Origin of the sequence: Pseudomonas sp. MPFS, from assembly GCF_022537035.1 — a bacterium.
In the GTDB taxonomy this organism is placed as follows: domain Bacteria; phylum Pseudomonadota; class Gammaproteobacteria; order Pseudomonadales; family Pseudomonadaceae; genus Aquipseudomonas; species Aquipseudomonas sessilinigenes.
In genome coordinates, this window is sequence record NZ_CP066123.1 from 7,045,455 (window position 1) to 7,071,685 (window position 26,231).

Genomic DNA, 26,231 nt, shown 5'->3' on the forward strand with positions numbered 1-26,231 from the left:
TTCAGCCCACCTTCAATACGCGATCTTGATTGCTGGAAGGCCAAACGATCTTGATCGTCGGCAGCGTGCTTTTCATCGAAAGCCGCTCAGCTGTGAGATCCAATAGGACGTATTTGTGCCAGACCAGGTGCATAAACATGGCTTTGGCGTCGGTGTAAGGAAGAAACAGAACCCCTGCGATGTGACGTAGGACACGATCCAAAGGCCATTGGTAAGCTTGGATTCGAGCAAGCTCCTCCAAGAAAGACTCAATGAGCGGGCGCTGTTGGAGATGCCGCTGAAGGAGAGCTGATTTTCGAAACCAATCAAGATTCTGGATAAGAGTGGCGGAAACGTTTTTCTCGGTGACGATGTTCCAATCCACCCCCCTGTCGTTCCAGTAGGCTCGCTCAATCTGAAACTTTTCCAAGGTGCCTTTCAGCCCTTTCCCGCTCTTGAGTGAATCAGTGTATTTGAGCGTCCGCGCAGCCAATCGTGTACTTCCGTCAGGCTGGCGAATGGTGAGCAAGAAATCAGTCGTCATCACATAAGGCAGCTTGGTACCCGGATATGTGGGATAACGAATATTCAGTGAATGAGCAATCGATTGGGCTGTTGATTGTGGAAGGATTGGATATTGCTCACGGATGTCCGAAACCTCAGTGGAAAACTCGGTTACGAGTAGGTACCCATACTCAAGATCAGACAGCAGGTGATGGAGCCGGTTGACCTTTACTCCCTGTACCTTGCGCGACCGGCCATGAGAGGGAACGTCCTGGACCCTTAGCCAAGGCACGTATAGCTCCTGACTTCCTTGCCCAAAGCCTTTTTCGATATGCCGATCAATATCGGACTGCGTTTTGAAGCTACGACCACGCAAGCCAACCTCCCATACCTTTTGCAGCCTCCACATATCCCCAGAAATGGAATGTGTACAAAAAGTCCTAGGAAAAAAACATCACTGTGAATAAGTCTGAAACCTCTACCAGACTATCCCTTCAGCGAGCTCACATCCCAAAATCAGACATATGGTGGAGGAGATCAAAAAAGAAAAGCCCCTGAAATCAGGGGCTTGAGGATTGTGTCAAAATATATTGCTTGGTGTCAGAATATTTTGTCTGTTGTCAAAATATATTGTCAAAAACCACCGGTTGTGTGACGAAACAATAAAGATTGTCACAACGCCCCGCATAATTCGCGGCCTGCAGGGCAGTCCTAAGTTATTGTTCTGATAATAAAGATTGTCACAAATCTTGGTTTCGCCAAAAAATGATATCCATTGCAAACAATAAAGTTTGTCACAAGGCTTCGGGAGAGCGGCAACTCCAATTGCGACTGGTGGTGAATGCCACGAAAGCACGCATCATCATCGGTATCATCATCCACGGAGGCCAACCGTTTCAGCATAAAACACTCTTCACTCTAGAAGTGGGCGCACCGAGTTACTGACGCCCAAAAGAACCAAACGGATGCAATGGCGGATTATTCATACAACCAAGGCTTCAATTCATCGAGATTGCTCACCACGATCTGCTGCGCCGCCGCTTTGGGGTCGAGTTTTTTCGGGTCGATCTGAAAGCGCTGTAGCACGTATTTGACCAATGCTCTGCGGGTAGGAATTTCCAGTACGCCATTCTGCATCCCGAAATCGGCTTCGATGATCGCCTTCTGTTCCAGCGAAAGGCGTGAGTCGGGCGCGATGACGACTGCCACCTCGGTGTTCCAGTCTTCGTCCTCGTCGATCAGATTCTCGGTCCTGCGCTCGGAAGAGATTTCGCCCCGCAAACGGCTCAGCACAAAATCACGGTACTTGCGGTTTTTCTCGCAGTACGCCCGCACATGCCAGCGCATGCCGGTGTAGATGAGCGTGTGGGGGGCGATAAGACGGATTTCCGGCATCGGGTTGGACAATGATACGTACTCTACTTCGATCACTTCACTATCACGACACGCCTTGAGCAGTGGCCGCAGGACTTCGGCGCGGATAGAGCGATCAGGCACTTCCAGCACCATCGTATGCGCATATGCAAGGGCCAGCCCTTCGACATGTGGCGAACGGGAGTGAGTCTGGTTCAGTAGATGCAAATAAGCACTGGCGCTATCGTCGATAAAGCGCGGCGTAAAGCCTTCGCTGGGTACATAGCCCTTGGCTTTCTTGTCATATGTAAGATTTTCAGGCGCATGGTCGTTGATGTAAGTGTTGATGTCCTTCGACGCCTGCTGACGGCTGATCCCGAAGCTCTGGATCAAGTGTCCCGTGGTCAGGCGGCCTTCCCACCAAGCGACGGTTTCGATCAAACGGTAGCGAAGTGCCAGATCCCAGCGAACTTGCTCGATGCCCTGCTTACGTTTCATGCCCCCTCCATGTGCGTGATTTGTTTACCTGTATAAGTCTACATTATATACATGTAATGAATCGCTACATATCCTGACCCTGTCTTCGAGATGATTCGAATTTACGAAAGGAAGTGCAGATGACAACGTCGGATGCGATTTCGACAGGGACCTTGGTGACTATGGCGGCGATTGCCGTAGTGCTGCTGATCCAGTATCTGAAGCTGCAGGACATCTGGCAGTTGATCGTCGACTGCAAGAGCAAGATGCGCTGGGCGCAGATTCAGGAAACGGAAAACAAGGAGTTGCGCTCGGCGTTGCGAGCGGAGAAGGCCCACGTCGAGCAGCTAAAGAGAAAGCTGGATCTACTGCAAGCGCTGATTCCGGCCTCGTAAGAACAAACACATGAACAGAATCGAATGGATCAAAGACTGCCTGCTTGTCCGCGTAGTGGCCGACGCACTGAACGCGCCCGTTGAAATCCTCGAATGGAGCGCCATCCGCGCCACCTTCAGCGCGCAAGGCAACGTCAACTACGCACCGGCCTATGAGGTAATTGAGAGGGTGGCAGACGATATCGAGAGAGTGCCGCTGGATTATTCGAGTATGGAGGAGAATTTAATCAGTCCATCGAAATGCAATATCCAAGGAGCTGAACATGCCGATAAGACCTCATCCGTTCACCTTTGAGTGCGGAATTGTGGCTGGAAGAAAACAGTGGTACCCAAGAGTGATTGCCTAGGGTCTGGGGATTGGTTCGTACGGTGCCCGAAATGTGGGAACAACGCGTTGAAAATACATACAGTCAGCGGGCTAGAGAGGTTTCTGGTTGAGCTCCGGCCGCGTCGTTAGAAATTTGGTCGGTATCTGGCGTGATGGCATTTTGGGGTCTGCCTATGCATAATCGGATCGCCGTAGCCAAGGTAAATTGAAGTGATTCATGCACAGGGAAGCGCATGCGAATCCTTTCTTACGTCACATTGACGGTCTTGGAACTACAGGCGAACACTCGTGCCTGGGGCTCCTGGAGACGGATCGGCCTGCACTTTTCACGATTTTTTAAATGATGACTTGGTCGAGTTATACCCGAGCAGATCCTGCGCGGGCGTCTGAGCGAATACAGGTGAAAGATGAGTGTAATAGTTGGTGTTTTCGTATTCCTGATTGCACTGAGCGTCGTAATCAGCCTTGTCGAGAAAGGTGCTCAAGGTGCCAGTTCTCGTCTAATCCGTCCCTATATTGGTTTGTTGCTGATCGCCGGATTGATCGCCGGTATGGGCCTGGTGTTAGGCACCATGTTCCGTGGTGTTGAAGACTACTTCTTCATTGTCGCCAAAGGCGTTGCGGTATTCACCGGGGTCGTTGTGTGCCTGAAATTGATCATTGCTATTGCAAGGCGGTTTCTTGTTGCCGACTGAGGTGAACATCGAGGTATGCCCGATTTTTTATGGGTTGCAGGTGATTCATTCATATCGACAGAAAGGCTCATCCGCAAATAGCGCAGTGGTTTTTGGTGTTCCTGAGATGTAAGCCATGTTCCATTCGTTTAGTGATGCACTGGTAGCTGTTGTGGATAAAGTATTGGCAGATACAAAGGCCAAAATCCGGTCCGCGGGTTTTCAAGGAGATCAGATGTACGAGAAAAATATCGAACTGCTGCGGGAAGAATCCCTTCGTTTACTGGAAGTGGAAATCGATCTGCTGCAACGAATGAGGGGCGCAGACGGGGTAGTGGTCGATGAACACGGCCGTGAGCACCAGACTTTTACGCAGACCAGCATTCAGATGGATCTGCAAATGCTTCGGGGCGAAGCGGAAAAGCTTCAGCGCTTGGAGATGGTACTTGCCGTTGTAGGAACGATGAAGGCAGGAAAATCGACCACGATCAACGCTATTGTCGGCACCGAGGTGCTGCCAAATCGCAACCGGCCTATGACGGCGTTACCGACGTTGATTCGTCACACACCTGGCCAAATCGAGCCAATACTGCGCTTGGAAAATAATGGCCCTATCAATGCTGTAATTGACCAACTGCACCAAGTGCTGAACAGTCACGAGGCGAGTGCCGTTGCTGACAAGCTTGCAAGCGATAAAGACCTGCAACCCTTATTGCAGCTCATCAAAGAAAATGGTCGATTCAAGAATTGCTATCAAGGACCTGAGGGAATTTTCTGGTTCCTGCGAAGCTTGAACGACCTGGTTCGCGTGGCAATTGCGCTAGACGTGCATTTTCCATTCGAGAGTTATGACGAGATCCATGAGATCCCCGCCATCGAAGTCGAGTTTTCCCATCTGTCAGGCACATCGGAGAGCTTGGGTAGCCTGACTCTGCTTGATACGCCTGGCCCTAACGAGGCAGGCCAGCAACATCTGCGCAAAATGCTCGGCGAGCAATTGAAGAATGCCTCAGCTGTTCTAGCGGTTCTGGATTTCACCCAGCTTAAATCTGATGCCGATGAACAGGTGAGAGCCGAGCTTGAGCGAATCGCCGATGTAGCTCAAGGGCGAATTTTCGCGTTGGTCAATAAGTTCGACGAGAAAGACCGCAATAGCGATGATGAGGAGCAAACCCGTCGCTTGGTCGCTGAGTCTTTGTTGAGCGGTCGGTTGCAACCTTCGCAGGTGTTCCCGGTGTCGTCCAAGCTGGGTGACCTCGCTAACCGCGCCCGTCGCGAGTTGGCGATCAATGGCTCGCTCCCAGAGGTCTATGGTGATCAGAACGCTTGGGTGGCGGACTTCGGCAAAGCCGCGCTGGGTACGAGATGGAAGAACAAGATTACTGATCCAGTAGAAGTGAAAGAAGCTGCCGATGCGCTCTGGGAAGACTCTATGTTTGCTGCTCCGTTGGATCAGATCATCCGTAAAGCTCACAGCAGCGCAGCGACACTTGCGGTGGCGTCCGCCGCCGCCAAGCTGTCGGACATTGCCGCAAAGTTGAATAACTTCCTCTCCGTGCGTGAGGCTGCACTGGGAAAGAATGTCGAGGAGTTGAACGAGCAGATCAACTCCTTGCGCAGTGATATCGATCGCATTGGCAGCCTAGAAGTTCAGACCAAAACGGACGCCCAGCGTGCGCTGCAAACAATCAATGGGCAAATGGAGAGGGTGTTCACTGACATTCGTGCAGCCATCAGTGCCGAGGTCGAACAAGGTTTCAAGGCGGGTAAGCAAGCCGAAGAGCAGCAAGAACTAGAGAGAAAAAAAGGCACGGCCACCGGACTCATCGGAATCCTAATAAGTAGTTGGCCAGGGCAGCGGCGCTTGGGGAGGACACGTACCAATTTTGGTTATGACTTCGACGAAACGACCACAGTAATCAAACTCAATGACCGTGAAGAGGCTGAAGCCATCACGCGGGGCATTGAGAGCGGAGTTCGGCTGATAATTGAGCGCAATGAAAGGCGCCTGTTGGCAGAGTCCGAACAGATTCTTCGCAAGTTTCACGTTTTGTTCGAGCAGGGCATTTCCACTCAAGCCAGCGAGATCATTACGAATCTCAATCTGCGTCTGAACCGTAGCGGTTTTTCGATCGCCATCGACATTCCGTCAATGCCTGCGCTGTCAATGCGTCCCTCCAGCAGTGAACTGTTGGGTGGCGTAATCGAAAACAAACATCGCACCGAAAAGCGACGTCGGCGTTCGGAGGGCGTATGGGGCAGCATTTGCAGTTTCTTTGATACTGATGACTGGGGGTGGGAGTCGTACACCACTAAAGTGGCCGTTTACGAAATCGATATTTCCAAGGTAAAGGCCTCTATCGAAAAAACGCTCGGGGGTTTGTTCGATGGTCTTGCATGCGCGACCGTAGAAACGATTGAAACGCCGCTCAAGGCCAGCGTCGACAAGTTCTTCGACGAGCTCAAGTTGGCCGTGGAATCGATTCGCAGCGACCTGAATCAGAGCATTCGAGACAAACAGTCCGACCAAGGACAGCAGCAGCAACTGGCCGAGCTTCTAGCGGGCTTCAAGCGTAATGTCCCTGGTATTCAAAAGGACAGTGATGCGCTCAAACGTGACGTTCCGTCCATGGGCGTTGAGGTGGCGGCATGAACGAACAGACCCCGATTTCACCTAGCTCGGATATCTGCCAGATACTAACGTGCTTGCCTGAAAAGTTCGTTGTGGATTTTGCTAATGGCATTGATGTAGCACGTGAACGCCAGCGCCATATGGGGACGCGAGATGGTTTTTTCGCGCGCCTTTATGACGGTTTTACCGGACAAGGTGATCGCCATCAGGCCGAGATCAACGCAAGTCTCACCGATGGTGTAGAAGGTGCGTTGAACTGGTTGAAGGACCTGAGCGAATCCTTGGCCAGCAGCAACCGTGCGATTGTTCAGGTCAACGCCCGCGTCAACGCTCTCAAGCTTGACGTTGCCACACTAGTTGATTTCTCAATACAGAGTCGTCAGACGATCAACCTGCTTTCCCAGCGCCTGGATGAGCGCTGTAACGCGCTTGATCGCAATGTCGCCAGGATCGACTGCCTACAACAGGCGCATCTGCACCTTGACGACGTATTCGATAAGTGGGGAGCAGGGCATTTCGATATGTTCACGCTGTCCGGACGCTGCTATGCCGCGCTTGAAGAGCTTCGTTGGGGTGCATTCGGCGACTATTGCCAGGCAGCATCTAGAGCCGAGCGCCAAAAGCAGCTGGAGCGTCTAGCCAACAGGGCGATCATTCAGTTGAATAAGGATGCAGGTATTGGCCAGGGAGAGCGTATCGCGACTCGCGAGCGGTGGTTGGCGCGCCCTGAGCACAATGCCTTTCTGACTGACGGCGAGGAGACTATCCGTTACCTGGGCGACTGGACCAGCCCTCAGGCAACACCGTTTGCATTCGCGGCCTCTCAAATGCCTGAGGAGTTGCCATTGCACCTGCCACGGATCATTGCAGCTCCAAGAGTGACAGAAGCGATGATTAGTGAGCTGTTTTTGGAGGCTTCGTGATGACTGCACCCATGAAGGTTGGGTTGGTGCTCTCCGGTGGCGGGGCCAAGGGCGCCTATCAGGTCGGTGTGCTCAAAGCCTTGCGCGAACTCGGCACCCGCATCGATGCGGTTTCAGGGGCCAGCATTGGCGCCCTCAACGGCGGAGTTCTGGCTTCTTCTCCATCGCTGGATGTTGGTATCGAGCGCCTTGAGGCCGTTTGGGAACGATTGGCCAACGAATCCCCGTTGAGCATGAAAGCTCCTGGTTATCTGGCGCTGTTGGCTGCAGCGGGCCTGCGGGTTCAGGGTGCAGGTGCTGTGCTGGGGCTTGTTCACGCAGTAAAGAAAATAGCCGGGGCCTTTGAGTTCGAGCTACCGAGCTGGCTTGATGGGCTGGACGAAGGCTTGCTGGACGACCAGCCGCTGAAGCAGCTAATGGATGAGTTTCTCAACAGCACGCAGCTGGCGACAGGGATGCCGCTCTATGTGTCGTTGTATCGCAGCAACGGCGCCCTTCAGGACTTAGCGTCAGCCTTCATGGCCGAGCTCGGACTGGGTAATACACCGGATTCGGAATTCGTGCATATACAGTCCCTCAAGGAAGACCAACGCAAACAGGCGTTGCTGGCCTCTGCTGCAATCCCGCTATTGTTCGCCTCCCGCAAACACGGCGAGAAGCGCTACTCGGACGGCGGCCAAGGTGGCTGGCAGACAATGCAGGGTAATACGCCAATCACCCCATTGCTGGACGCTGGCTGCAACCTAGTGATCGTCACTCACCTGAGTGATGGATCGCCATGGAGTCGTCAACGATTTCCGGATGCGACCATTCTGGAAATTCGTCCCCAGCACAGCTTGAACCGAGCTACTGGTCTCATGAGCGGGGCTCAGGACTTGCTCGGTTTTGATGTCGGCAAGATCCCCACCTGGATCGAACAAGGTTATCGGGACACGCTGCACTGCGTTGGACGGGTCATGAACGCTCAGCAAAGCCGCAATGAATTGCGGGTCGCGGAAGCGGCTCTTGCAGGCATTGGAAATGAGTCCGCCGGCGCCGATGAAACATTGGCCGATGCCATGGCGCGGTTAGCCAATCAGCCCTGACAAGGAGTTATGAAGTGGCAAATGTACGAATTGAGTGGGATTGGCTGCATTGGAATTGCAGTCAGACTTGGGGAACGGATGTCTGGCCGGAATTGCAGCGCAGAGGGGTTAAGCAGCAAGACCTTGAACGATGCGTTTATGTGATCAGGCTCAATGGTCTGTTCGCCATTCAGTACCCGCTGGGCGTTTCTCCCACGGTCTATATCGGCGAAGGAAACTTTGAACAACGCATTACCCAGCACAAGAACTGGCTGATGGAACTCGCGGATCTGCAAGGCGAGTATGAATTTCTCATCGGCTATTGTTTCCCACGGGCGAAAAACGCCTCGACGGTTTATTCCGATTTCGAAGCAATGCTGATACACGAGTTTCGAGACATATACGGCGCAGCTCCGCTGCGGAACAGGCAAATGGAGTTTCAGAAATCGAACCACGTGTTTGAGCCAATGAACGAAATCCGCAGCGCGATCATGATTGGCAGCGGCATGCGTTTTCATTGGGCGGTGCAGCCGATGAAAAGCTCGCCTATGTATGACGTTTACCAGCGGACTATCTTGGAAGAGTTGAGGGCTTAAATGCCCTTCACAGCGACATTTTCGAATCGACTCCTACGCTACACCCGCTGAAATTCGAAACGATGAATCCAGACCAAAGGAAGGTCCAGAAAAGGCCCCCCCGTAAATACGGGGGTTTAGGACCTATGTCAAACTATGTTTAGCCGTGTCAAACTTTATTGCTCTGTATCAATCTTTATTGCGAAAACCCATTCATGGAATTAGAGAATAAAAACTGTCGCTAAAGGGTCCCATTTTCCGGCGCCTTCAGCTTTGCTTTGAGGAAACGCAAAACTGTCGCAGCTTCCAATAACCCCGTTCGATCACATTTTCTAGAGAATTAAAACTGTCGCAGCCAGAAACCAACGCGGCTTTCACACAGCCGGCGGGTGGGCAAGAGCCACAGGCAAGAGAAGGCCAGCCTGCAGAAGATCCGCGGCGAGTGGCGGATTCCTGCGATAACCGGCCCACCGGAGGTAGACTCGCCGCCACCTCAGCCCGGGGCAAGGCCGCCGGGGCCATTTACCCCACATGGAGCGCGTTCCCCTTGAACAAGATCAACCCCCTGTTGATGCCGCTGCTGATCATCATACTGGTCGGCATCGGCTCTGCCGTCGTCTTCTACGCGGTAGGCGAGAGGTACAACCGTAACGGCGAGTTCGGTTTCGGCTGCTCGGTCCTCACCCTGGTGTACTTCCTGCACCGCAGGTGGGCCCGCCAAACTCCTGCGTAACCGTTGCCTCGTTAAATTTAGTGCAGGCGTGAATAGTGCGCCGCGTCTATTCAGAGCGGCATATGATTGCGCCGCACTTTGGGTTGAATGGGCGGCCACGACGATCGCTCACAGCCCGCCAACACACACTGAGGACCCATACGTGTCGAATAAACTGGAAGTTTCGGAAGACCAAAAAGAGATGATCGATTCGTGGGAGGAGAAGCTCTCCGTCCTGTTCGGCGGCGAGGTTCCTGACCGTGCCGAGTGGCACACCCCGGACGAGATCGCTGCGGTATTCGCTGCAATGCAAGGCAAAGACGCCCACGTCTTCCTCCCAGGTGGTGGCGGTGACGAGATCTTGAACTCCCGCGTTACTGGCGATGGCCTACTGGAGTGGTCGGGCAGCACCAGTTCCCTGGACAACTATGCGACCGTGGTAAACCCGGTTCGCCTGACCTTCTGGAACCCGGGCAACCAGAAGCATGAGGCTAACTTCGTGCTCGAGGTCGGCTCGCTGCCTGCAGGCTGCCCTACTGGCTACACCAACGATGCCGGCGTCGAGGAGTGCGTGGAATTGTCGAAAGGCCGCTATGCCCCGCGTTCTGCCTGGGATAACAGTGAATACCAGGGCAAAGACCTACCGGCTTCTGCCCGCCTTGTGATCCGTGCCACCAAGCCGGCGCGCTATGCGCTGTTCGGCAAGGGCTCGATCTACAACCAATTCAAGGATCGCGGTTTCGACGCCTACAGCGCGTTCCACAATGACGCAGCGGCCTTCGAGAAGATCGTTGCTGATATGGCGTTGATCGAAGTCGCCTGATCTTCTGGTAACGAAACGCCCCGGGTTTAAACCGGGGCGTTTTCTTTTGTGCGTCCCAGAGCCCCTCATCAAAGCGCTAAGTTAGAATCCAGAGCCTTCTGTGTGGAGTGAATCCGCTTGGGTATCGAGTATTGCTTGACCGCTCTTGGTCATTCTCAGTGAAAGCCGTCCGGCTTCGTACCAGCACACTTTCTGGCCGCCGCCGACGGAGACATTCCATGGCTTGCTTTCGCAATCTGCTGGGTGACCATACTGCTTCTGAGCCTCGCAAGCACCAACGAACGGGCATGCCGACTCCTTTAATTCAGCCGTACTACCTAGTCGCCCATCCACGGTGAAGTGCTGTTGTAGATAGTGAATGCTGGCTTGCAATACACTTAATTTCTGGATTACATCTTCCGGAATATTTGCAATCACCCCATTAAATGGCGCTATCCATTCAAGAACACTATCGTCGTGAAAGCTAACGTTAACTGATCACCGTGCTCAATACCTTCGGGAGCAGTAAACCAACCACGGTCATCTGTACCCAGCACAAACGGCTGAACCAGCCAGAAGCAGGCCAGCAACGCGTCAAGACCTGCCAAGGTTGAGAGGTTATGGAGGTAATGCGTGTACTCGTGCGCATGCAGCCCAACCGCACCTTGAAGCGGGTCGCCAATCTCTGGATTCAAATCCCCTTCACTGGTAATTCTGGTGAATAGCGAATGAACACGATAAGTTCCGAGCTTACCGGCATTCAAAACTTCCCTTTCATGATATTCAGACATCACCAACCACATCACGGTTGAAGTTATAAGAGTTTTTTGTTTGGCAATACTGTAACTATAAGGTGCCCCTAGCACCTCATAGCTCGGGCAAGCAGTAGAGTTTCGGCCAGTGGGTGAAGACCTCGCAGCTATAATCCCACACGGCAGCGCGCGTCGGTCATTTCTCAGTTTTAATAACGCCAGGAAACTCAGCTACACCCGTCAGATTGAAGAAAGACATGCGGTTCTTCAAGTTAACCAGGTCGTAACGAGCTATATGGTGGTCACTAGCCTTCACGGTTGGCGACCACATAGTAAAACCGAGGTCGGAAGTATCAAGCTCGACGATTAGAGCAGACACGTCCAGAGCTTTACAAGACAGCAGCGTCTTATGCTTCGTAGAGGGGAATTTGATTTTGAATACTTCGTTGTAGTGAGGCTGAAAATAGCGAATCAAACCAGCCTCGACCATCGCTATCTTTTGTTTTTTGTCAGGCGGATTTCTGATGGCCTCCATCAAGCGCTTTTCGTTCGAGCTGTCAGCTATAGCGCCGATAGCTCGACCATCCATCGACGAGAACACCTGCTCATGGTCGAACTGAAACATGAACACAACGACTTCATTGTCAGGGGTGTCGTGCGCCGAGAGAGCGAGAATCTTCTGAAAAGTAGAGTGGCTTGTCAGACGCTGCTGCGCCGAACGGTTACCTTGGCCGATAGCCTGCCCCACATACAATACTTGGAAGCGGTTCAGCACGCCGTCAGAATTGTGAGCACCCAATATCGACGCAAAGTGTGTTGCTGAAAGGTAACGGATCTGTTCTCCGGCGGAATTGTATGTCCACAGTTCACGGAACGGGTAATCGCACCGAATTTCAGTCGCACCGTCCGACAATTCGAATGGATAGTCTTCAAAATCAACACGGTGCTCCACGCCAGCAATTTTGTAGCCGATCTGGCCTGCCAACAGCGCCCCATCATGCCTCAAGCTATCAGCAATGAAATAAGAGTTGGGCCGAGTAGCAATTATGTATATATGGCATTTATCAAGCTGATCTTGTCCCTCTATAAGACTCCAGCCAGACATGAGCTGATAGGCTGTCATCATCGAGGTATAACTATTCATGTAACCAAAAGCATACTCTGTAATATTTTTTCTTTTCATCTACTGCCAAACCATTTGGAGATTTTGATTTCTATATCGCCTTATCTATTTCAGAATAGAGCACGATAACGATGCATTCTACCGGAACAGCAAAAGGAACAGATCATTTGGTGGAATGACTGTCCGCTCTTGGCCGATAGCGGTCTATATGCGGCAGCTACCGACCAAAAAAACACTCACTCCGCCAATTTGGTGATGGCGCGCTTAACCCCTACGCCGGCGGATATCGTGAAACAGGGCGTGGACGGCCTCGATGTCCTGCAGGAGTTCGGCTGGTCGCGTTACAGGACGCTGCTGGCCGGCTGCATGTGAGTGTGCTCGCACGTTCCGGCAGCACTTGTCATGCAAACGCTGCACTTCGCGGTACTCAGCCTCCTGCACGATCATCACGCCATCTAGTCGGCCGACCGAGATGCCGTCGCGGAACCGCACTACGGTTTCATTGAGGATCGTGTCCTCGATACCTACTTCGATCGTGACGCGAAGATCGTCGTAAGCATTGCGCATCGCGAGCCGCTCATTATCCCCAGGTGGGTTATTGAAGCTGGCGGTAATTCGCTGGTGGTCAGCTCGATGGTATGCAATACGCTCTTTGTGTTTGCGCATGTCGTAAGGCAAACCGGCATCGATATAGCCAGGCCCTTCCGCCCGGTAAGTAATCGACCTCACTTCAGGAGCCAGCTGGGCATCTTGGCAAAGGGTGACTAGCTCTCCGAAGAACACTGCATCGTGAGTAAACACAATGACCTGCCGTTGGGCGGACTCCTGAACAATCCTGCGCGCGACAGCGGTTCGATGGCTGTGATCAAGACTGGAAACCGGATCGTCGAATACAACCCCAGATGAGGAGCCCGACTGTTGGAGCTCCGCGAAGAAGTACGCGAGCGCACACATGCGCTGCTCCGCCTCGCTCAGGACTAAATGGGGATCAAGCTGGCAATCCTGGAGTTGGATGCCCAGCCGCACCGCTCCTGCATCTCCGCTTGAACTGATACCGGCTCGAACGTGGTACAGATCCAGCCTGTTGAGTTCATCATTCATCGTGCCAGCCAACGCCTCACTGACGTATGTCTTGGCCAACTGGCCTGCGAGCATGCTGATAGCTCGCGTGTTGCCGATATCCTCTTGGCAGCGCTGGAGCTTTGCCTTGTGAGCGAGGTTCTCACTCACCCTCGCGATAGCTTCGATATGTTCGGAAAGTGTCCGTCGGGCCTCCAACTCCTTCAGACGTTGTCTCTTCGTCGCGAGGGCTGCCGCATCGAGGTTCGCACGCAATCGCGCCGCCTCGGCGCGAAGATCCTCGGCGACTTGGTGAAGTAAAGCTGTTGGGTTTGCACACCGGTACGCAGGGCGCTCCTGCCATTCACCGCGGAGAACAGCGGCTTTAAGCCATTGCTGCCGAGTGGCTAGGTCTTCTTGGAAGAGCCGAATCTCGCCCGGCAGCGTTGCTACGCGCGCGCCCAAGCTTTCCAGCATGTTCGGCGGAGCGGTGAAGGCAACGCTCTCCTGGCCGACATTGCGTACGATCTGCTTCCAAGCGTTACGCGCAAGCTGGGCTGCTTCTGCCGCCTTGTCCCGAATGTAGCGATCAAACCGCTCCAAGCGATCCTTCGCTTCCGGGGTCAGCTCCTGCTGGCAAAGCACGCAGACAGCTCCTTCGCCGGTAACTGGGAAGGCCTGCTCGGGATATGCCGTACTGGTCGAATACTCGCGCGCAGCGTTAAACAGCATCGCCCAGGGGCCTTGCCCCGTTCCGGCGAGCAACTGCGAGGCATCTTCGGCCTGCAGCAATTCAGAGGCCGCACGCTCCGCGGCCTCCGCTTCTACCAGACTTCGGTGCGCCGACTGCCTGGCATCCAATGCATCATCAGACACAATGCCGGCGGCCGCGGTGATGTTGTTGGCCAGCTCGTCGACCCTCGTAGCAGCGTTGTCGAGATTTGCTGCCTTGGCGGTGGGGTCTGCCTCGCTGATCTCCTGTGGCAGTCGTGCGAACTCTGCTTGCTCATCCAGGGTGAGCACGGCTAACGCACGGGCCCGCGTGAGCTCGGTAGTTGGGCCAATCGGATGCACCGCCCGGCCGGCATCGGTATCGGTGGGAATGACACTGAAGGGTGTAACGTCTGTAGCGAGACCTGCAATCTCTGCCTGAAGCCGCGGACGCAGAGTCTGATTGAGACCATTGGCCAGTAGTTGGAGGTAGCTCAGAGCGGATGGTTGAAAGGTAGCGGTCTCTTTCGACTGGAGGTAGTGGCGTGCGCAGTCGCCATCGAAGACGGAGATGCCCCTGAGTTCGGGCCGCGAAACATGGTCCTGCTGACCACTCCAGATTGTCTGCTCTGGGGCGCCGTTCAGCTCGAAGTCGATAGTGGCGCTCGGTGTGAGCTGCTTATAGTCATCAGCGTAGGCATTGGCGTAGACGGCTCCCGGGCTCCTGGCTCTGCATGCCTGCTTCAACACTCGTGCATAACCGGACTTTCCTGCGCCATTGCCCCCGTACACGATGGTGAGGCCCAGGGCTTGAAACTCCAAAGCTTGGTCGCTCGGGATTTTTCCCACATTGGTCAGCGTATGCAGGGACCTGAGAACAACGACCTGGTCCCGATTTGCTTCTGCGGGAAAGTGTTCTGCAGCAAACCTGATCGGCTGCGGCGCAGGTTCAAATGCACTGGCAATTCCATGATGCTGCTTGGCGAGGTCCAGAATTTCTCCAAGATCTTCTTCGCTCCAACTGCCCTGAACGCATAAGCGACGCAAGGCGTCATGGCGCCACGGCGGCAGCCTGTCCGCCCACGTCAGTACTTCCTGGTAAATGGCCATATCCATGCTCCGTGTCCCCAAAAGGGATTAGCACAGGAACTATCACCGCGCCAGACGTAGAACATCTTGTCGCCGACCAGCCGGGTGGCTATCTCCACAACCACCTTTCCGCCAGCATTGGGGTGGGCCTGGCTCCGCCCCGTTCCGGGAGATAGCTTTGGGGGGACTTCGTGGAAAAAGAAGACCGCAATGGCCCGGGCTAGCGAATGGGAGCTTTGCCCCTTGCACGTTTGCAGGCATGCTGTGAGCGAGACGTAACAGGAGGAATGAGCCATGAACCAGGGAGCACTCCGGCCAGAGGTGCTGTCGGCCGCCGACCTGATCGACCGTCTGTGTCCCGCGAACGGGGCGCCCTATTCGGTTGAGCACTATGCCGAGATCTTTGGCCTCAGCCCTGCCGTGTTTACCCGCCAGGTCGCGGCCTATCGTCGCAGCCAACCAGATGCGGCCAGCGCATCCGATGCCGAAGCGATACAACGTTACATCGCGGATGTCCTGCGGGTGATCTTGGTCGTAGCCGAGAGCGGAGTCGCCGTCGAACGGGCGATCACTTGGTTTCGCCTCGAGCCTTTACCGACCTTCGAACAGCAGACCGCGGAGCAACTGATCAGTCAGGGGCAGATTGAACGATTGCTGCAGTTTCTGGCCTCCTGGCAGGGGGGAAGCCAGGGATGAGTCGCGATGTCCAACGGCAGGTCGATCATCAATCGGCCTATCACTCCTGCTATCGCACTGTCCTGCGTACCGTGGATGCACGTTACGACGTTCGCGGTTCTGTGCTGGCGGAAATGGTGAAGGCCTGTCTGGCGCACCGCGCCGCGCTTCCTGCGGTGCAGCGGGCGTATTTCGTGCAGCGCGCGCCAGCGAAAGCGATGGCCTACATGGAAAAGTTTACGGCCATGCTGCTGTTTGGCCCCAAGGGGCGCTTTTCGCCGCAAGAGTACCGCTACTCACGAGCGGCCGATTCCGGTAAGTCATAGAGCAGGCCGGCTCAGCTTGGACTTACGCGGCTTGGCCGGGACCACTGCTCGATTGCCTGCGATGTAATCACGTGACGAGGACATGACCATGGGTGACCTCAACAGTTGGCGAGTGGTCTGCCAAGACCCCGGAGACGGTAGTGGTGATGCCATCATCGAGCTGCCTTCCGAGTTGCTGGATAGGCTGGGATGGATCGTGGGGGATGAATTGATCCTTGAGCGTGTCGAGGGAGCGCTGTCCTTGAAACTTAAGCCCCCGCCCGGTGAGCCAGCCGAGTAGACCTGTCCATCGTAATTTTTTTGATGTATCTGGTTGTATGAACCGTGGGGCCTGTTGATTGGAAACCGTCCCACCCGCTGACACCTCACGCCGATGCCGTGACATGGTTTGCTTGCACACATCAGGTCTGGAGGGCAAGGTCGCTATTACGGCGCGCTCATGAAATTCCGGTCGACCTCATCCTCCCTTTCAGTGCCGCTGCAGATCCGACTCAGCCGAGAGCAGTACTTGGATCACGAGCTGGTCTACAGGCCGCGTGCCGGATGTAGCAAATAGTGGACATCGTTCTCTACCTTAAACAAGGTTACGCTCGCATGGGGAGTCAATGCCCCGTGCGCAGCAGATCCATGGCTGGATCTGCAGCCGGTGGGCACAGAGTTGACGAGCTGGCGAATCAGCCTGCTAGACGACCATGAACATTCGCCTCGATCTTAGCTGTGGGTCGATGAACATGCGCTCGAAGGTGGCTCCCTTCGACGCCCTGAAGTTCATGAGTTCCAGCGAGAACACCTTGGCCAATGTCGCCGAATATCCCAAATACTATACTTGTGGCGTTGCTGTTCTCGGACCCAGTCGATTCTTGACCGTTCGAGCTGTTGGTGGAATGAAGATGTGATAGTTCGCTTCTACCGGAATCTGGTGAGCGGGCGGTAGCATTGCCCTACAGCGGCACCGATACGCCCAGCTTCCTCTCGGGAGAAACGTATGCCAAGAAAAAAGCGCCTTACCGAACGCGAGATTCGGAATCTTGAACACGAGATTCCAGCAGTCGCCGCAGATGCGACTCACGCGGCCTATCTGCGAGCGCTCGCAGCCGGGCATACCGTCATGAAGGTGCAGGGCGGCTACCTCGTTGAAACCAAAGCCGACGGATCCGTGATTGTCGTGGGCAACGCAAAGCCCTGCCGCAAGGTGAGCGTTGGCCATGTTATCCAGGTTAGACGGGTAAGTGTCAGCACGTAGCCTCTGCGTCTTAACGTCTCCCGGGGACAGTGCTTGGTATTATCCAAAAGCAAGCGAGGGTCCCGCAGAACAGTGCTGTCGGCGTCCCATGTTTTCCACTTTCAGCAAATGCTCAACTGTCCTGTCATCGATGTAAAGGAAAGAGTGGACCTTGAGTTCGTAGACGCATTCGATTAACCGATTGTGGCCGTTCTCTGCTTGTCGAATCTCTGTTATCGATAGGGACGAGGGAGAACGCAATCTGCGACCAATGCAAATGGCCAGTGAGTTCGATTGGGTTACCCCTTATGGCATGGACACGACTGAGTCGTATCGCATGAAAATGGCTTCTTCCTATGGACAGCCAGGCGTGGGTTTGAAAAGCGGTGTGCCGGTGCTAGTTGCCTCATGCCCAAACAACAAGGCCGCCGCAGTGCCACCAGCAATACTGCCAGCACCCGGTACAGCGTCTGGCTCTTGAGCTTGGTTGCCCAGCCTGCGTCATACCAGGCCCTCAGCATACTACCGGCTAGCAGGATGATGATGATGCCCCAGCTCTCAAGCACCGCTGCAGACGGTACAGTGAAGGCCCTGAAACCATTACGATTCATCTACGAGGTGAATCCATACACCTGATGACCTCGAACGAGTAGGTCGTTACCGAACCTACCGGCGCAGGCAGCTTCGCCTTCTCTCGACGATGCGCTGAAACTGCGCCTTGTCCTCCTAAGACAAATACAACTGAGTGGAAAGACGACCGAGAAAGAAGGGGAAAGCCTTGCAGAGGGGTGGCGAGCACCTGGTCAGCATCGATGAGGCTCACTGGTCAACTGAAGGCAATTTCCCATCTGGAAAAATGCTAGAGGTCCCAAGCATTCTCGGCGAGTAAAAAATCTTTGACGTAGTCGCGCTGCTTTGAAGGAGTGGAGCGGTTTAGAGCCCAGCCGAGATGAGCGCTGACAAACTCTCCTTGAGTCTCGTCAAAGTAATAAGCCGTGCGCGCCTTCGCCAAGGAATACAGATTGATCAGCCGAGCACGTACGTGCGGCTTGAGATGATCATAGACCACAACGTTGGGGTTATTGGAGAATACTAAAGCTTTACCTGGCGAGATGGCGATGATGAACAACAGGTCCCTCAAATAGTCTCCCCAGCGAGATGCGGGGTAATCAGATGCGAGCAAGCCCGGTTGTTCCCAATTGTACTCCCGCATGGTTGCCTTCAAGAGTCCATCTGAAAATGCCTCGTCAATAAACGGCGAAATCTCGTTCTGGGCGAACAGGACTAACGACATCGCACCGAGGGACTTGCTTGATTTAAAATAGTCAACCACTTCATTGATCGAAGTATGTGATGAGATCTGCTCATCCTTCATATTTTGCCTAATAAGATCGAGTTCCGAGCGGATATCCATGGCTTTTAGAATGTCGGGATGGCGAGCCTCCAGAAACGTCAGGGTGTTCGCCAGTTGTCGGCGGTCCAGATGGTTCCAACCCTGAACTCTACTGCTACGTGCCTTTTCGATGATCTTATGGCCCGCTTCATCAATCATCGGGGTAATATGGCTGGATTCGATCTCAAATCCCCCATCGAGAAAGTCGATACGGTACAAGTCCTCAATCGAAGCAGTATGTTTTATAGCAACCGGCTTGATTTCCAGCGCACCATTCGAAGGCAGTCGGCGGTAGCGGAGACTCTCCCAGGAGCGTATTGCCAAGCTTTGAGAAAGTGTTGTGGAACGAAATGGTGATTGCGAGGGGGATTCGGCATGAAGTGGTTCTCTCCAAAACTGAGGATGCTATAGCAATGAAGATTTTCACACCATTACCTGGAGAATATGTGGCGTCGGCACTGCAGCGGGGAAACGAGATGCTCGGTATCCGAACCCTGCCACATAAGGATTTCCGGATAAGACCGATACCAAGAACAGGTTACGGACGCAAAGGAATTGGGGGAAAAGCGGAAATTAGGGGGTACGCAATTTTTAAATTTCCCTCCTTATTTACTGAACGAAAAATCACGGAAGAGGTTTTGCACAACCACACCCTGTACCCTCTCACCGCAGCGCTAGGCCGACCTACAAACCAAACAATAGTAACCCCCGCTTATTGGAAAAAAATTTGCCCCGAATGCGCATTCGAGGACTTTGAGAATCACGGCACAGCGTACGTACATCGAAGCCATGTACAGTCTTATGTTAAGGTTTGTAGCACCCATGGCACTGACCTCATAACTATCTGCCCCGCATGTTCAACCCCCATTAATAAGCATAAATTAACCCAACTAGGAATATGCAGTCAAAAATACAAAAAACCGACACGTCAATGGAAATCACCGAACCATCTGTATTCAATATTTATCGCAGAACTTCTGAACTACAAAGGCCCTCCAGCTAAAACGCACAACGCTGAATGGATAGTGACCAAAAGCCTATACGGAAATTATTTCGATGAAATATACGGAAATTATGGATACGTGTCTGAAATCATAGTGCGTGAGCTCGGCACAAAAACTATAAATCCCTATTCAAAGGGGGCGACTGATTACAACTTCGCAATTCAAGCCTTCATAGGCTGTCGCACCGCTGCCAGATACCTAGACTTGCTAACAAACAGTGCCGCGTGCACTCAGTTGCAAAACGAAGTTAATGAACTTATTCGGTCTGACTTCATCAAACGCAAATATCATACAGTAGATAGAATACCTAGTACCTCCTCATCAGTTACATGAGACAGCCGAATCCCAGCAAGCCGGTACACAACACTTATAGCACTTCGCTCAGATAGAAGATAATGTCTCACCGCCCATCTGATTTTACGAACTTGATGATCATGATCAGATTCGAGAATATCTTTCATCAACAAAGTACTTATTGGGAACTTATCAGGTACCCTCAAAAAATCATGGCTACGAGCGACCTGCCTGCTTAACGCGGCGCGGGTCACCTTTTTCGGTTTGCCCTGCGTAGACAGAATCTGGTCCCTGGCGATTAGCAGATCTCGAGCAAGCGCTGCGTCTCTCGCATGCCAATCGACCAACCCCGTCCTTACCCTTATGAAAGGATGGGCAGACACATACTGCGCTAACCACTCCTTATCATGGCGGTAAAGCCACTGATAGCCCGGCTTATCATGGCATTTCACGTTCTTGCTGCTCGAGAAAGCTTCGCGGCGTGCCTCAATTTCGCCGTCCTCTATGAGGGGCCTAGTATCGTTGCCCCTAGCCGCTTCTCCGCTGCGAGCATCAGCTCGCGGGTGAAAGGATTTGAGGTGCTCAAGGTCTGCCTCAAGGAGCCAGCAAAGAAAGTAGAATTTTAATGGCTGTACGACCGCCCCGCGTGGACGCACGACGCCCAACACCCAGTCCCAAGAGCAACTGAGCTCCTGGAACTCATTAGCGCGAGGGTTACAGAGAAGACGCGGCGTCAGGAAGCTCCTTAATACCTGTTCCCTCACCCGACCAGCCTTAAGAAACCCCATCTCATCCAGACGATGCTGAAGGAAGTTTCCGGTCAGTAGATTTTGTACATCCGCTGGGTGCTCAAGTCCCCAAAACTGCATTTCACCTACCACAGCAGCTGAAGAGTCACCAGGAGCCCGCATCACTGGCGACCCCGCTGCCTCCGCCGGAAACAGCATGCAACGCCAGTCAGTTCCATCCGGAAACATCGTCCCGCAGAGCACCTCTCCATGGAGCGGGCAGATGCAAGTACCCATTGCTTGGTGGATACGATGCCAGTAGGCCGAGCCGCAGTTTTGAATATCTTCTTCAACACACCTCTCGCAGTACCTGAACGACGCGTGCTTGAGGAAGCCTGAGGCAGTGAGACCCAGGCTCATTTTCAAGCCCGTGCCGTCGGTACCAGTCATGGCGATACGCGCGGCTTTGCTCTTCGTGTCATTCAAAAAAGGTTCGTACAGAGGCAAAAGGGTAAAGCGATCGATCAAATGCTCTACCGAATAAGCTGATGCTAACCGTTGCGACAGAGCACCCAAGCAGCACGGCAGGATAGAGCCACAGGTTCTGGAATACGCACCGAACAACTCGTGGCTTGTCCGGCGATAGCTGTCGTTCGACGACAGCCTATGATAACGGACCGCCAGGCTGTAGAGAGACTCATCAGGGAACGGCTGAGGAAACCAATGCAAGCGATCCATTGACCTGATCTCCCGCGGTTCATGTCACCAGGCAGAGTCCTTATCTACCCAGCCTCTCTGCTCGAGCTGGGTCTGCACATCATCGCCTTCGGAGAAATGGGCAGTCGGTGCTGACTCGTTGGCAACCGGAACCACCGGTTTACTAAAAGGCTTTGCGGCTGCCCTTTCACTGTGCTCGACAGGTGTCACTATCGCGGCCTGGGTCATTAAAGAGAGATTCGCCCTGTCTGCACGGCGCGCCAAATCGTAATTCATCATCTTGGCGACCTGGTCCTTCGTGGGCATCATGTCTTCGAAGTCAGCAATTTGCAGCGGATCCCCGCTTCGTAGAGCCTCGATGGCCTTATGAAGGAGCCTCATCTGACTGTCGTACACCTGCTGCAGAACCGCCGGTGTAATCGAGTCGATGCCCTCCCAGATTGCGTGCCGCTGAGCCAGCATTAGAAGTTTGGCCAGGAAATCCGTGTTTCCTTGAGTGAGGTCATATATTTTGGAAAGGATCTCACCCGTCAACGGAGTGGGGGTTTTGGTCCAGTCGTATGCCCAGAGCAGTGAAACCAGATGCGCCCAAAACGGATCATCTTCGGTAAACCTGTCAAAAGTGATAGGCCCCATTCCTGCCGCACGCCGAGCATTTCGCAAAACACCAGAAAACAGCGGAAGCATGGCATTCGTGCCAACGTAGATCAGCGGGATGCCGGCGTCATTCGACAGCTGCACAAAAAAGTTGAGCAGCTTTTCGCGGTCTTGCCCGCCTCGGGATGAGCAGAGGTGCTGCATCTCATCAATTATGAGAGCTCCGATGAAATAGGTTTTGCACAACTGACTGATACTTTGAAGCATCACGCTGATGCTGCGGCCAGTAGCAGCTCTGCCTGAGTACTTTTTTATGCCTAATGCATCATCCAATGAAGAGAAGAATGCGGTACAAAAACCTCGCAACGAGCCATCGTGCGGACAATCGATCTTGAGCCAGACCACCTGCGTCTCAATGAAGATCTGCTCTTTATACTTACTGTGACTGATCACCTGTGGATAAAGCTTGGCAATGGAGTTCAGCGCAGTCGTTTTACCCATGCCGCTCAACCCGATCAGTGTCAACGTTTCAGCGGTGGACATAAACCCGTTCCCCTTGATCTCCGCAGAAGAGGGCAAGCGATGCCTAACGGATGACGCATGCAATGGATTGCGCCCGGTGTATCCGTACCGAATCAATTGACTGAACAGGTCCTCAAGCCTGAGGTGGATTTCAAAAGGTACAACGACATCCTTCAGCCTGTTGATGCCATGACCACGTAGTTTCGGGTCCAAGGCCCGCTCCACGTTGTCAGGCCGGGGCGGGGCGCTCCCAATGCGCCTGACTACATCAACATCCGAAAGAATCTTCGGGAGGCACTCAATCAGTGGGTTACCGTCGTATTGAGGCATGCCAGTCGGGTTGTAATCTGCTGGCGCAAAACTGGAATCACTCATGACTAGCCTCGTTACCCGCGTTGATCACCAATTTCAGGAAGGCGGCGCTCCGACCCGAGACAGGTTTCACGGTTACTGGTGTATAAGTCTCCTCCGCGGCTGGCGAGTGATCCACAAGGCGAAGCTGATTTAGGTCAGCGGTATGCAAGTCGCGTTCAGTCTGGGTTTCAACGGCACGTTTCGAACGCTTGTCCCGCTTGAACTCAGCGTCAGATTTCGGATCTCCCTGCCCCTGGCGTTTGGCTTGCGCTCGATGAAGAATCTCCTCCTGGCGGCCTTGAAGAAGCGCTCCAGTATTGGCATCCTCGTACCGGACATCAGGGGCGACCTGATTCAAAATCTTGATAATATCGAGGACCTCCTCCATACGAAGCCCACCGTACTTAACCCGCTGCTGCGGTACAATGGTCAACGGCTCGAAACCCGCCTCAGATTTCATCCAGCAGTTCTCAATAGAGTTTGGATCGTAGAAAACCCTAACGTACCTCGTTTTAAAGTTGTGAGAGCGCTCCAACCATTCCGAACGAATGGCGGTTTCACAGGTGTACTGCACACCTTGGAAATTGATACCTCCTCGACCAATTCGACACACCTGCGAGGGTAACAATGCAATCTTCAGCTCCGCTGGTGATACGAATTTCGAATTCAGGAGATTGTTTGCCATAGACCACTTCCACATGGCCATAGGCGTGGGCTCCACTTCTGCCGCGATCATCTCACGGTTCAGAAGATGAGGAACTCGAAGGCTCTTGTTGTGAGCCAAAACACCGAGGATTACCATCTCAGTAAACTCATCGATATCGAAAATTGCGTCGAGCTGGTAGTCACGATCACCACGCTCCATTTTCCGAGCATCTACGCCGCCAGGGACAAATTTCAAATCCAGCTTTTCGTTGAGCAGTCGGAAACGGCTTTCAATGATACTTTTCCAGTCAGGCCGAAACGGTGGCAAAATCTTCAAGACTGTACCAAGAGTCTTCGTCATCGTCTCCCCAGCTTCACTGAGAAGTTCAGCGCGATCTGCGACAATTTCAACCGGTAGATGAGAACATGGCCAGTCAACCTCATCGATTTCAATATTATAACGCTTGCAAAACTCCTTCTTCGGCGTGCAAGCATTATAAATGGCATGTCGAGCACCATTCCAACTGGGCCCTTCAAGCCCGACATGAATACCTACGATCATTCTGGTGAACGTATCAACCAACACATACAGCACTGGCCTGCCGATCAACCATAACCGATTGACTCGATGTACCAAATAAACATCAGCAATCGTCGAATCGATTTCGTACCGATGGCTTGCACCGACTAACCCTTGAGAGGCAGATCCAACTAGCGCACGATGGTCTTTATTATAGCGGATTGCGCCGCCGCTCTTCTTCAACCTATAGAGTTCATCAAAGAAAAGTTTTCCATGGTACTCCAGTTGATTGATGGACGGGTAGCTACCTCGAACCAGGTTACCTTTTGAACCGTCGGACTTGATCGACCGATAAAACTTATTGAGCATCCAATCATAGGCTTTCTTTAGCTTGCCACACCTGCCACTGGCAAAGCGCCCATAGGCCAAGCGAATATGCGAGATGTGCCGTGACTCGAGCAGAATTGCGCCACCGTCATCCACAACTACGCCACGATATTTAAGCGGTCGGCCAGGAACAATGCCTGAGGCCCGACTTTTTTTCTTTCCACGGCCTCCACACGTGCTGGTATTCCACAAAAATGCGTTTCGTGTCTGTCCCATGCTCCAATACCGATAGAGAAGTCGATAAATTTGCTTCCGGTCAACTCCCACTACCATTGCGTGATTAGCAACAAGGGAACCAAAGTTAGACGTCAAGATATCGAGGGGGCCATGATTCTCCACCAAACCACGTACCAGCTCCCAGTTCCTATCTCGGCTGTCTTTTTCATTCTCACTGATCTCGTCGTCACTTCGAAGCAAGTGCATAGGTACCATTTCAGGGTTGATCACCGCCGCTCCGTTATTGATCTCTTCGATCAATAGTGAGCTTCCAACCCGCCATGGCTTCGTCGGACTTGTACCGAGTTCAATGACTAAGAAAAATTCATCCTTTATAGCTAAAACTCTGACCGGTTTCTTCAGCAGCTCAGATCCCTCACCCGGAGAAACGATGCAGTTAACTCCCAGACTAAGCATGACGAGGCACCTCGATTTCTGATGTGCTGGAAAAGGATGGCTCAGCAATCCAAACATGCAAAGGTTCAGATAAGCTTATTACCTTAGCGCTTAGACTCGCCCCCAGTCTGCCCGTCCAAAGAAGATGGTGGAAGAGGCGTTTAACACCAATATATTCTATAAAAATTACCCTTGAGGCTTTTTGTAGCAGTGCCTTTAGTGGCAATTCACTAGTCTTACATCCCGCTATAAATTCGAGCAGATTATTTATATTATTTTCCGTCGGCAACGAAGGATGGATGACCGCGTAAGTTCTAAGTATGACAAGATTTGCTATTTTAACTTGCGAGAGATTTTCATGGAGAATCAGTTTCCATTCTACCTTTCTCATAGCCCAATATTTAGCTTCGATCTCAAGCTTTTCCGCCATCCGATTCTGCTCCTTGAGGCTGGCGTCCTCGAACTCCTTACGGTATTTCACAGAGCGCGCGGCCAAGGTTGCTTCGCCCTTCGAATCTATGAAAGTTATGAGGAAGTCAGTGGTCATAACCACTGGGACTTGAGTACCTGGGTACACAGGATGACGGTAATTCAGGCTTGACGCGATCGCTTGAGTCTCAGCTTGTGTTAGGAGCGGGAACTGCTCACGAATGTCGATGATGGAAGGATCATGCTCAAGGATCAGGTGATAGTCGCGCTCAGCGTTGGATAGCAAATGATGACTGCGATGAAATTTCACACCCGGTACAAGATGCGACACCCCGCTCGACTGGATATCCCAAATCTTGATCCAAGGCTCATAGGACTCTCTAACGCCAGATCCGCGACCCGATTGTATTCTTCTATCAATTTTCCGCTGAGTCATTAGCTTCGAGCTAGCTGGATTCACCGGTTCAGTGGGTACAGATGTCATTTCACGAGTCGCTCATCGTTGAGTGACCCGCTCGATCGGATCGGAACGACACAGGTCGTGGCGTGGAGAAATTCAAGAGCGGGCTCAGCCAGGACAGCAGTCACTGTGGTGCAGAAGGGATTGTGATCCTATATCCATGGACAAGGCTCTGCCCCGACAAACGGGCCGTG

The 26,231-nt window shown here is 53.1% G+C and carries 23 protein-coding genes; 13 read left to right on the forward strand and 10 right to left on the reverse strand.

Features of this window, described 5'->3' with window-relative positions; translation table 11 throughout:
* Nucleotide 1: 1 nt before the first annotated feature.
* Entirely contained in the window at nucleotides 2-859 is an 858-nt protein-coding gene (locus I9018_RS32455; RefSeq protein ID WP_241108406.1) for a TnsA endonuclease N-terminal domain-containing protein, read from the reverse strand.
* A gap of 602 nt (nucleotides 860-1,461) precedes the next feature.
* Entirely contained in the window at nucleotides 1,462-2,334 is an 873-nt protein-coding gene (locus I9018_RS32460) for a WYL domain-containing protein (protein ID WP_241108407.1), read from the reverse strand.
* 119 nt (nucleotides 2,335-2,453) lie between these two features.
* On the opposite strand from I9018_RS32460, the gene I9018_RS32465 reads away from it, so the two are divergent.
* The 9 genes from I9018_RS32465 (at nucleotide 2,454) to I9018_RS32505 (ending at nucleotide 10,439) form a co-directional block, all read left to right on the forward strand.
* Nucleotides 2,454-2,708 (forward strand): hypothetical protein, encoded by a 255-nt coding sequence (locus tag I9018_RS32465; RefSeq protein ID WP_241108408.1) that lies wholly within the window; start codon nucleotides 2,454-2,456, stop codon nucleotides 2,706-2,708.
* 10 nt (nucleotides 2,709-2,718) lie between these two features.
* On the forward strand, nucleotides 2,719-3,003 hold the full coding sequence (locus I9018_RS32470) for a hypothetical protein (RefSeq protein WP_241108409.1): 285 nt from the start codon (nucleotides 2,719-2,721) through the stop codon (nucleotides 3,001-3,003).
* Between the two features lie 440 nt (nucleotides 3,004-3,443).
* Complete coding sequence (locus I9018_RS32475; RefSeq protein WP_241108410.1) at nucleotides 3,444-3,731, forward strand: hypothetical protein; 288 nt, start codon at nucleotides 3,444-3,446, stop codon at nucleotides 3,729-3,731.
* Nucleotides 3,732-3,846: 115 nt separating this feature from the next.
* Nucleotides 3,847-6,363, forward strand: a complete 2,517-nt coding sequence (locus I9018_RS32480) for a dynamin family protein (RefSeq protein WP_241108411.1) — start codon at nucleotides 3,847-3,849, stop codon at nucleotides 6,361-6,363.
* Complete coding sequence (locus I9018_RS32485) at nucleotides 6,360-7,265, forward strand: YjcZ-like family protein (protein WP_241108412.1); 906 nt, start codon at nucleotides 6,360-6,362, stop codon at nucleotides 7,263-7,265. Before I9018_RS32480 ends, I9018_RS32485 begins: the two co-directional genes overlap by 4 nt.
* The gene (locus I9018_RS32490; protein ID WP_241108413.1) at nucleotides 7,265-8,350 is read left to right on the forward strand and encodes a patatin-like phospholipase family protein; all 1,086 of its coding nucleotides are present in this window, start codon (nucleotides 7,265-7,267) and stop codon (nucleotides 8,348-8,350) included. Before I9018_RS32485 ends, I9018_RS32490 begins: the two co-directional genes overlap by 1 nt.
* 14 nt (nucleotides 8,351-8,364) lie before the next feature.
* Nucleotides 8,365-8,925, forward strand: coding sequence for a hypothetical protein (locus tag I9018_RS32495; protein WP_241108414.1), 561 nt, complete (start codon nucleotides 8,365-8,367; stop codon nucleotides 8,923-8,925).
* A 526-nt stretch (nucleotides 8,926-9,451) separates the two neighbouring features.
* The gene (locus tag I9018_RS32500) at nucleotides 9,452-9,637 is read left to right on the forward strand and encodes a hypothetical protein (protein ID WP_103324372.1); all 186 of its coding nucleotides are present in this window, start codon (nucleotides 9,452-9,454) and stop codon (nucleotides 9,635-9,637) included.
* A gap of 181 nt (nucleotides 9,638-9,818) precedes the next feature.
* A complete protein-coding gene (locus I9018_RS32505; RefSeq protein WP_241108415.1) occupies nucleotides 9,819-10,439 on the forward strand; it encodes a hypothetical protein in 621 nt (206 codons plus the stop codon).
* A gap of 431 nt (nucleotides 10,440-10,870) precedes the next feature.
* Here I9018_RS32505 and I9018_RS32510 read toward each other — a convergent pair whose 3' ends face one another.
* The 3 genes from I9018_RS32510 to I9018_RS32520 all read right to left on the reverse strand — a co-directional run bounded on the left by I9018_RS32510 (nucleotide 10,871) and on the right by I9018_RS32520 (nucleotide 15,173).
* Nucleotides 10,871-11,209 (reverse strand): hypothetical protein, encoded by a 339-nt coding sequence (locus I9018_RS32510; protein WP_241108416.1) that lies wholly within the window; start codon nucleotides 11,207-11,209, stop codon nucleotides 10,871-10,873.
* A gap of 157 nt (nucleotides 11,210-11,366) precedes the next feature.
* A complete protein-coding gene (locus I9018_RS32515; RefSeq protein WP_241108417.1) occupies nucleotides 11,367-12,353 on the reverse strand; it encodes a hypothetical protein in 987 nt (328 codons plus the stop codon).
* A 204-nt stretch (nucleotides 12,354-12,557) separates the two neighbouring features.
* Entirely contained in the window at nucleotides 12,558-15,173 is a 2,616-nt protein-coding gene (locus I9018_RS32520) for an AAA family ATPase (RefSeq protein WP_241108418.1), read from the reverse strand.
* Nucleotides 15,174-15,446: 273 nt separating this feature from the next.
* On the opposite strand from I9018_RS32520, the gene I9018_RS32525 reads away from it, so the two are divergent.
* The 4 genes from I9018_RS32525 (at nucleotide 15,447) to I9018_RS32540 (ending at nucleotide 17,396) form a co-directional block, all read left to right on the forward strand.
* A complete protein-coding gene (locus I9018_RS32525) occupies nucleotides 15,447-15,848 on the forward strand; it encodes a hypothetical protein (protein WP_241108419.1) in 402 nt (133 codons plus the stop codon).
* A complete protein-coding gene (locus I9018_RS32530; protein ID WP_241108420.1) occupies nucleotides 15,845-16,153 on the forward strand; it encodes a hypothetical protein in 309 nt (102 codons plus the stop codon). The genes I9018_RS32525 and I9018_RS32530 overlap by 4 nt, the downstream gene beginning before the upstream one ends.
* Before the next feature lie 88 nt (nucleotides 16,154-16,241).
* Nucleotides 16,242-16,433, forward strand: coding sequence for an AbrB/MazE/SpoVT family DNA-binding domain-containing protein (locus tag I9018_RS32535; protein ID WP_241108421.1), 192 nt, complete (start codon nucleotides 16,242-16,244; stop codon nucleotides 16,431-16,433).
* Between the two features lie 705 nt (nucleotides 16,434-17,138).
* Nucleotides 17,139-17,396 carry a hypothetical protein gene (locus tag I9018_RS32540; protein ID WP_241108422.1) on the forward strand — a complete coding sequence of 86 codons (258 nt, stop codon included), beginning with the start codon at nucleotides 17,139-17,141 and terminating at the stop codon, nucleotides 17,394-17,396.
* A gap of 838 nt (nucleotides 17,397-18,234) precedes the next feature.
* Here the strand turns inward: I9018_RS32540 and I9018_RS32545 are convergent.
* From I9018_RS32545 to I9018_RS32565, 5 genes are all read right to left on the reverse strand, one after another.
* Complete coding sequence (locus I9018_RS32545; protein ID WP_346780099.1) at nucleotides 18,235-19,092, reverse strand: DUF4238 domain-containing protein; 858 nt, start codon at nucleotides 19,090-19,092, stop codon at nucleotides 18,235-18,237.
* Nucleotides 19,093-20,059: 967 nt separating this feature from the next.
* A complete protein-coding gene (locus I9018_RS32550) occupies nucleotides 20,060-21,532 on the reverse strand; it encodes a TniQ family protein (RefSeq protein ID WP_241108424.1) in 1,473 nt (490 codons plus the stop codon).
* A gap of 24 nt (nucleotides 21,533-21,556) precedes the next feature.
* On the reverse strand, nucleotides 21,557-23,005 hold the full coding sequence (locus I9018_RS32555) for an ATP-binding protein (protein WP_241108425.1): 1,449 nt from the start codon (nucleotides 23,003-23,005) through the stop codon (nucleotides 21,557-21,559).
* Nucleotides 22,998-25,169 carry a Mu transposase C-terminal domain-containing protein gene (locus tag I9018_RS32560; protein ID WP_241108426.1) on the reverse strand — a complete coding sequence of 724 codons (2,172 nt, stop codon included), beginning with the start codon at nucleotides 25,167-25,169 and terminating at the stop codon, nucleotides 22,998-23,000. Before I9018_RS32560 ends, I9018_RS32555 begins: the two co-directional genes overlap by 8 nt.
* Nucleotides 25,162-26,061 (reverse strand): TnsA endonuclease N-terminal domain-containing protein, encoded by a 900-nt coding sequence (locus I9018_RS32565; protein ID WP_075046818.1) that lies wholly within the window; start codon nucleotides 26,059-26,061, stop codon nucleotides 25,162-25,164. Before I9018_RS32565 ends, I9018_RS32560 begins: the two co-directional genes overlap by 8 nt.
* Nucleotides 26,062-26,231 lie beyond the last annotated feature (170 nt).